General features: G+C 39.2%; 1 protein-coding gene. It reads right to left on the bottom strand.

Features of this window, described 5'->3' with window-relative positions; all coding sequences use genetic code 11:
* On the bottom strand, positions 1-3,009 hold a 3,009-nt coding region (locus tag AC1DG9_RS25665), incomplete at both ends, for a beta-ketoacyl synthase N-terminal-like domain-containing protein (protein ID WP_477635525.1).

The following is a 3,009-nucleotide window of genomic DNA, read 5'->3' on the forward strand; positions in this document are numbered from 1 at the left end:
GGGTTAGTTCAGATTCTTCTTGTTGTTTAGGCTTTGGTGATTCTATTGCAGTAGGGGGCGCTATAGAATTATTCCCATTCATTAGCAAAACCTGTTTAGATAAGATTTCTAACTGCTGAGCGATAAGTCCCAGTGCGGAATTGTTGTAGTCGTTAGCGTTTCCAAATGAAACAGGTGCAACAACCTGATGATTACTTCCATTACGAACTGGCGTATTGTTTTGTATTGGAGCAGGGGTTTCCTGAACGGTGTTTTTATCTATGTAATCAGTCAACGATTCAATAGTTGGATATTCTTCATTTAATTTCCTAAATGTAACAGGCAAATTAAACTCTCTTTTCAAAGAGATTGCGATTTGAGTAAGTAATAAAGAATCTAATCCTATTTCAACGAAGTTTTGATTGGCGGCAACATTTTGCATTTCAATTCCAGATGCATCTTCTAATACTTGTCTGATTTTTATTGCCAGGTTATTTTTTTTCATTACAAGAGTGTTGTTGTTGTTTGGTTTATAGTTGTTGTCCTCGGGTATTAATTTGTTAATTGCAATTGCATCTACCCAGTGCTTCTTTCTATCAAACTGATAGGTTGGAAGATCTAATAACAATCTTTGCTGACCGTTATAAAAATTATCCCAATTTGGTTGCAGGCCACAATTCCAAAGCTGACCTAATGTGTTTAATAGAATGCAATAATCGTTCTCATTATTTGCCAGGCTCTGCATAGCCCTTACAGAAGTTGATTTTAGTGCAGCAATTTGCCTTACAAGGGTTGTAGTTACCGATCCTGGACCCACCTCCAGAAAAATTGGAGAATTGTAAGTAAGTATTGTATCAATAGCTGTAGAAAATTGTACCGTGTTTCTTAAATGGCTTGCCCAATATTGTGGATTTATTGCCTCTTCATCGGTTAGCAGTGAGCCGGTAGCTGTTGATATAATTGGAGTTTTAGGGGCAGATAGAGCGATTCCAGAAACTACTTTTTGAAAATCATCAACTATTGGATCCATCATAGATGAATGGAAGGCATGGCTGGTAAAGAGTAGTTTGTTAGGGATCTCTTTAATATCAAGTAGTTTGCTGAATTCCAATATTTGATTTTCCGGACCTGCTATTACGCAAAGTTTCGGGCTGTTTACTGCTGCGATAGATAGTCCTTCGCTTAAGAAGCTGGCTATTTGATCTGACTCGCTTCTTACGGATAACATAGATCCTGGAGGAAGTGCATTAACCATTGCCCCCCTAACTGCAATTAGTTTTAACCCATCCTCTAATGAAAAGACTCCCGAAAGGTGTGCTGCAACATACTCGCCAATGCTGTGCCCGCAAAGTAGCGTAGGCGTGATACCCCAATTCATCCACAGCCTGGCAAGTGCGTATTCAATTACAAAAAGTGCTGGTTGTGTGTATCTGGTTTGTTTTAATAGTTGTTCGGCTTCGTCATTAGATGAATTGGTAAATATGATCTCTCTAATGTCACGATCTATATATTGCTTAAGAATTTCGGCACAGCAATCTATAGCTTCTCTAACTACTGGCTCGTCCTTATATAGATCAGCAGCCATATTTAGGTATTGCGCACCTTGGCCTGGAAATGTAAATACAATTTCTTCAGGCACTTCGCGAAGATTATTTGTGGTACCTGTTTTAGGTAGTTCCAAATTGAGTTGGCTGACAATAGATTCAATGTTGTTTACAACTGCAAATCTTCTATAAGAGAAGTCGTTCCTTGTTTTTTGAAGAGTATAAGCAATGTCCGCAAGATTAGTATTCTTATTCTTTTTTACATAATTAGATATTGAGGATGCGTATTGTTCCCTGCTGTTCTCTGATTTGGCCGACCAGGTAATTAAGTCGTACGGCCTGCCGGTTGATGACTCTGATTCCAGATTTTCATATTCTTCAACAATCACATGTACATTTGTACCTCCAACACCAAATGAACTTACGCCCGCAATTCTTTTAGTTTCAGATGTCCAATCACTCAGGCTATTGTTAACATAAAAAGGGCTGTTTAGAAAGTCGATGTTCTTATTTCCCTGTTTGTATCCCAAAGAAGCGGGTATTTTCTTGCGATGTAGAGATAGGCAAGCTTTAATTAAGCCCGTAACGCCGGCGGCCTGCGTAAGGTGACCGAAATTGCTCTTAATTGATCCTATAGCACAAAACTGAGTTTTACTCTGATGACCAAAAGCTTTAACCAATCCATCAAATTCAATTGGGTCGCCAATTGGGGTTCCGGTGCCATGTGTTTCAATATAGCTGATTTCTGAAGCATCAATATCTGCATCTGTTATTGCCTCTTTAATTGCATTTGCCTGGCCTTCAGTGTTGGGAGCTGWAAAACTTCCTTTTTCTGCACCATCGTTGTTTAATCCAATACCCTTAATAACGCCATAAATAACATCACCATCACGTTTGGCGTCTGTTAATCTTTTGAGTAGAACAACACCGGCACCGTCACTAAATACAGTTCCTGTGGCATCATTGTCAAAAGGACGGCAATGGCCATCAGCACTCAACATGCTACCTTCCTGATAAATGTGTCCGCTGTTAATAGGAGAGGTGATGCTGGAGGCCCCAGCGATAGCTGCATCACAATAACCGGAACGAAGGCTTTTTACCGCTTCTGCCACCGCAAGTAACGAGGTTGAACAGGCAGAGTTTACACTAACAGCCTGTCCCTTTAGGTTTAAATGATAAGCCGTTCTCGAAGCAATATAATCTTTTTCGTTTACTGTAAGTACTTGCAGGCTTCCAATGTTTTCTATTAAATCGGGATATTGTAATAAATTGTTTACATAATAAGTATTACTTCCACTACCTGCATAAATGGCGACTTTTTTAGAATAAACAGGGAATAAATGCCCCGTTTTTTCCAATACTTCCCAAGCTATCTCTAAGAATATTCTTTGCTGCGGATCCATCAAATCTGCCAGTTTCGGATTAATTCCAAAAAAGGCAGGATCAAATTTTTCCGCATCTTTAATTATCCCTCTCGCTTTAACAT

This window comes from Pedobacter sp. 05L430 (assembly GCF_056397585.1).